This is a genomic window from Parafrankia sp. FMc2, assembly GCF_041008525.1.
In the GTDB taxonomy this organism is placed as follows: Bacteria; Actinomycetota; Actinomycetes; order Frankiales; family Frankiaceae; genus Parafrankia.
On record NZ_JBFLUG010000265.1, the window covers coordinates 1 to 4,729 of the forward strand.

General features: G+C 71.0%; 6 protein-coding genes and 1 pseudogene. 2 read left to right on the plus strand and 5 right to left on the minus strand.

The genetic code is table 11. From position 1 onward, the window contains the following. The 4 genes from AB1460_RS35675 to AB1460_RS35690 form a co-directional block, all read right to left on the minus strand. The coding region (locus AB1460_RS35675; RefSeq protein WP_368966847.1) for an RNA-guided endonuclease InsQ/TnpB family protein at positions 1–752 on the minus strand (752 nt) is incomplete at its 3' end. Between the two features lie 499 nt (positions 753–1,251). Then, positions 1,252–2,070: an AraC family transcriptional regulator gene (locus AB1460_RS35680; RefSeq protein ID WP_368966848.1), complete on the minus strand. Its 819-nt coding sequence runs from the start codon at positions 2,068–2,070 to the stop codon at positions 1,252–1,254. Between the two features lie 110 nt (positions 2,071–2,180). Further along, positions 2,181–2,609 carry a hypothetical protein gene (locus AB1460_RS35685; protein WP_368966850.1) on the minus strand — a complete coding sequence of 143 codons (429 nt, stop codon included), beginning with the start codon at positions 2,607–2,609 and terminating at the stop codon, positions 2,181–2,183. A gap of 64 nt (positions 2,610–2,673) precedes the next feature. Further along, positions 2,674–3,237: a hypothetical protein gene (locus AB1460_RS35690; RefSeq protein WP_368966851.1), complete on the minus strand. Its 564-nt coding sequence runs from the start codon at positions 3,235–3,237 to the stop codon at positions 2,674–2,676. A 210-nt stretch (positions 3,238–3,447) separates the two neighbouring features. Here AB1460_RS35690 and AB1460_RS35695 point away from each other — a divergent pair, with 210 nt between their 5' ends. Next, positions 3,448–3,918, plus strand: a complete 471-nt coding sequence (locus tag AB1460_RS35695; RefSeq protein WP_368966853.1) for a VOC family protein — start codon at positions 3,448–3,450, stop codon at positions 3,916–3,918. 117 nt (positions 3,919–4,035) lie between these two features. After that, positions 4,036–4,395, plus strand: a complete 360-nt coding sequence (locus AB1460_RS35700) for a hypothetical protein (protein ID WP_368966855.1) — start codon at positions 4,036–4,038, stop codon at positions 4,393–4,395. 37 nt (positions 4,396–4,432) lie between these two features. On the opposite strand, the pseudogene AB1460_RS35705 reads toward AB1460_RS35700, so the two are convergent. Further along, positions 4,433–4,729, minus strand: a pseudogene (locus AB1460_RS35705) (zinc ribbon domain-containing protein); the annotation flags it as partial.

Here is a 4,729-nt window from a genome sequence, read left to right on the forward strand (position 1 = left end):
GTGCTGGTCTTCTCGACCCAGTCCCTGCGCCGGTCGGCCTCCCGGGCCTTCACCCGGGCGACCTGGCCACGCAGCCGGGTGCGCCGGGCGCTGCCCCGCCTGGCCCTGGACAGCCGCCGGGCCAGCCTGCGGAGCCGTTCGGTCTCCTTCGGCCGCAGCCCCGGGCACCTCAGCAGCTCTCCCGTGGACAGCGCGGCGGACACCGCCACCCCACGATCCACCCCGACGATCCCTCCCGCGCCAGGCGGGGCGACGGGTACGGGAACGACGGCGAACGCGACGTGCCAGCGACCCGCCCGATCACAGGCGACCCGGTAGGACCTGAAACCCGGAACGGTCCGCGACACCCGGAACCTCACCCAGCCGACCTTCGGGACCCAGCACCGGGACCACCTCCGGTTCAGCTTCTCCACCCGGGCGTTCTTACCCACGACCTGGAAGCCCTCGGGCCGGCCCCGTTTCCGCCAGGCCGGGCGTCTGTGCGAACCGTGGAAAAAGTTCCGCATAGCCTGGTCGAAATCTCGCAACGCCTGCTGCTGCACCGTCTGCGATCCAGCCCGCAGCCAGTCGAACTCCGCCCGCGAGGCAGTCAACTGCCGGCAACGCTCCAGATGATTCGGCGCCTTTCCCCGGTAAGGCGTCCACCACGACTGCTGCTCAACAGCCAAATTCCAGACGAAACGGGCATGCCCGCAGTGCTCGGCGAGCCCGGCAACCTGTCCAGGCGCCGGATCGAGCCGGTAACGGGACATGTTCCGACTCTACCGAAAGGAATCCCGTATGCGTTCCCGCATGGAGCGCCGTTTCCTCCCCGGCCTGAAGTCCGAGGTATCCACGGCGAGATCCCGATGACGTCCGCCAGCCCGTTCAGCTCGATCTGCAGCGTGACACGCTGCGCCCACGGACAGAACCAGCCGGCGTACAGGTGGTAACGCCCCGGTTCCGCCCGATAGCCGCTGGCCCCGTCCTCGGTGATCCGCCCGTCGAGGCGGTACAGCGGGCGCGGGTCGTCCGGGTCCCGCCGGATCTCGTACGGACCGTGGGCAGCCACATCGGTCGGACTGGCGTAGGTGGGACCGGCGTCGGTGAGGCCCGTTCCACTGTTCTCGGCTCGGCTGCTGGCGTGCGTCGGCACAGGCGACCTCCTCGGCTTCTCCCCGCCCCGGCACATTCTCTACTTCTTAGGCCGAGAAGCTTGGGAAAGCGCCATGCCGGTGCCGGTGCCGGTGCCGTGCCGTTGCCATGCCGGGACTACGCGGACAGCTCCGCCCGCGTGGACTGCCAGCGGTCGCGGTAGGCGGTCGGGGCCTCTCCGGTCCAGGTGCGGAAGGCCCGGGCGAGCGCGCTCGCGCTGCCGAACCCCACCGCGGCGGCGATCTCACCGACCGGCTGGGTCGTGCTGCTCAGCAGGGACATCGCCCGCAGCAGGCGGGCGTGCTGCAGATGGTCGCGCCAGGTCTGGCCCAGCTCGGCGGCGAACCGGCGACGCAGCACCCGCTCGGAGATCCCGACAGCGCGGCAGACAGCACCGGCGGTGACGTCGTCCAGGTGCGCGGCGGTGTAGGCGACCACGTCCCGGATCACCGGGTCGTCCGAGACGGGCAGCGACAGGGGCAGCTCCTGCGCGAGCGCCTGGCGGAGGACCCCGGCCAGCGCCTCGAAGAAGGCGAGCGCCTCCGGGTCGTCGTGGAGCCGCTCGATGGGCCAGCGGACGGCGTAGCGCATCATCTCCCGCAGGACCGGCGGGACCGGGATGATCGCCGCCCGCGGGCAGGGCAGGCTGAACACGGCCGGGTCGAAGAAGACCGCCACGGTGTGGACGTCCCGCAGCAGCGGCGAGTGTTCCACCCCGGCCGGGAGCCAGGCCGCGTAGCGCGGCGGCAGCAGGTAGTGCGTCGACCGGGTCCGGATCTCGGCGCTGCCGCGGACCGCGTACTCGATCTCGTGCAGGTCGTGGCGATGCCAGTAGGAGATCGGCTCGGTCGCGTGGTGCTCCACGGTGCCTGCGGACACGGTCAGGCGACGGCGCATCGGCAGCAGCGGGGCCAGGGGCACGACCGCATCGGGCACGATGCACATCGTAGGCGCCCGAGCCGGGAGAAGCCCGGCACGGCGGCGTCGCGCGACGGGTGAACCGCCGCGCGACGCCGCCCGTGACGGGCGAGAGTCAGAACCGCGGATCAGGATCTGACGTACGGCCCCGTCCACAGCTCCTTGTACCGCTGGGCCGCGGCCTCGTGGTAGTCGAAGCCGCACTCCTTGTCATGCAGGGTGAACGTGCAGCTGTAACCGGTCGAGCCGTCGAAGTAGGACTCGTAGGCGAGCCCGGTCCTCGACGCGGCGGCCCGTTCGAACACGGTGCGCATCTGGGTGACGAAGGCCGGGTCGGTGGAGCCCCAGGCCTGGTCGTTCACGCCCCACTCGGGCACCGCGAACGGAACTCCCTGCTCGGCGACCCAGTCGGCCCAGGCACCGATACCGACCGGCTCGCCGTGCGGACCGGGCGGTGCACGCCCGTCAGCGGCACCGCCGGACGATCCAGGTCGGGCGCCGGGGATGGCGTCCACCAGGCCGCGGGTGTGGACGCCCATCGCGGAGCGCCTGCGCAACGCCGCCTCACCGAGGCGTCCTCACCGAGCTGTTCTCACCGAGCTGTCCCCGCAGGGACACCTGTCACCAGGAGGAACTGCTGGACGAGCTGCCGGAGCTGCTGCTCGACGAGCTGTCGAAACTGTCCGAGCCGCCGGCCCAGGAAGCCGGCCCCGGCCAGCCGTGGTCGTGGCCGTGATGGCCGGCGGAACCGCCGTGACCAGCATGGTCGTGGTGACCGCCGTGATCGCGGTGGTCGTGGCGGTCGTGGCGGTCGTGGCGGCAGCCGCCGCGGAGGTCGCCATCGTCCGCGCCCCCGGGTTCGCCGGCGCCGACCGGAGCATCCCGGAGGCCGGCCGCGAAGGGAAAGGGGAACGGGAACGTGCCGCCCGCTCCGCCACGCCGCCCGCCGGAGATGCCGCCGTGCCCGAGCAGCGGCGAGAGCTCGCCGCCGAACATCTCGGCCATCCGCCAGCGGATCACCCGCGGTAGCAGCGTGAGGAGCACGACCATCAGTACGATCATCACGCCGGCGATCATGGGCCCGAGCAGATACATCCGGTCGGCCGGCAGCAGGAAGGCGACCGTGAGGACGCCCCCGATCAGCAGCACCGGGACAGCGGCCAGGCCGGCGAGCACACGCGACATGTCAGCGTTGTAGCGCGAGCGACCAGCCCACCGGGAGGAAAGGACGCCGAACCGACAGGGTCCCGCGCGTCCTGGTGGCCTGTCGGACGACGGTCCGGCGTTTCCCGGTGTGTTCCGCTGGTCGACCCGGCCCGACGTGCGCGGACGGCGTGAGATTCTGCTATCGCAAGGTTCTCCCCGCATCACCCGGATCCGGAAGGAGGAACGTCCGTGCTGCTGAACGGCGTGAACCACGTGGCGATCCTGACGAACGACGCTGAGCGGCTGCACGGGTTCTACCGCGACGTCTTCGAGGCCACGGTGGACCACGAGGAGAGGATGCCCGGTGGAACCCTGTCGCTTCTCTCCATCGGTCCGCTCACCGAACTCAACATCTTCGAGATCAGCGACAACACCGAGGCGCAGCGGCAGACACCGATGTTCGGCCGCGGCCGCATCGACCACCTCGGTCTGCAGGCCGCCTCGACGGACGCGTTCGACCTGATCCGGGAACGGCTGATGGCCCGCGGTGCCACCGACGGCTTCGTCACCGACTTCGGCCCCGTCCTGAGCCTGTTCTTCCGCGACCCGGACGGGCTGGAGGCGGAGGTCTGCGTGCCGAACCCGGGCGCGAAGCCCGGCGTCTACAACCCACCTGGCACACCCGCGCCCGGCTATCAGGCCCGATCCGATCATCCGTAGCCACCGGCGGGCCGCACCGGGGAGGCGAGGTCCGGAACTCGTTCGATGAAGGCGGCTGTCACGGCGGCTGTGCCGTAGTCCTGCCCGGCCACGATCAAGCCGTTCGAGGAGGCGCGTGTGTGCGACGACGATCCGTCCGGTGGCCTGGGGGGTGCACGCGCCAGCCTGCCCCGGCCCGCCTCCGGCGCGGCCGTGGACCCGGTCGCGCTGGTCCCCGTCGACGAGGTCGTCGTCACCGCGCTGATGGACAACACCTACGACGGGCTGCTGCCCGGCGACGAACGGGTGATCCGCCCGCCGCGCGGGGTGGGCCTGGTCGAGGCGCCGCAGTTCGAGGCCGGGATCACGACGGCGGGGCTGCGGGCCGAGCACGGGTTCTCGGCGCTGGTCCGCGTCCGGCGCGGTGACACGGTCACCATGCTGCTGTTCGACATCGGCGTCTCGCCGGACGGCATGTTGACGTCCTCTCCCGCCTGAAGGCGGGAGATTCCGATGACACGAAAGCTGGTTCGTGTCATCGAGGTTCGCGGTTCACAGGAGCCCCACCGGGCTGCCTCCCCGCGCGTTCACCGGCGTCCCTCGGCGATGTTACGCGCAGCATTCACATCGGCGTTGCTCTGATACCCGCAGGCGACACAACAGAACCGCGCTTGACTCTCACGCGACCCGGCGACGACATACCCGCAGGCGAAACAACGCTGACTGGTAAACGCGGCCGGGACCCGCTCGACCCGGCCAGGCGCCTTCTGTTCCACACGTCTGACGAGCAGACCCCACCCCTGAGCCAGGATGCCCCGATTCAGGCCGGCTT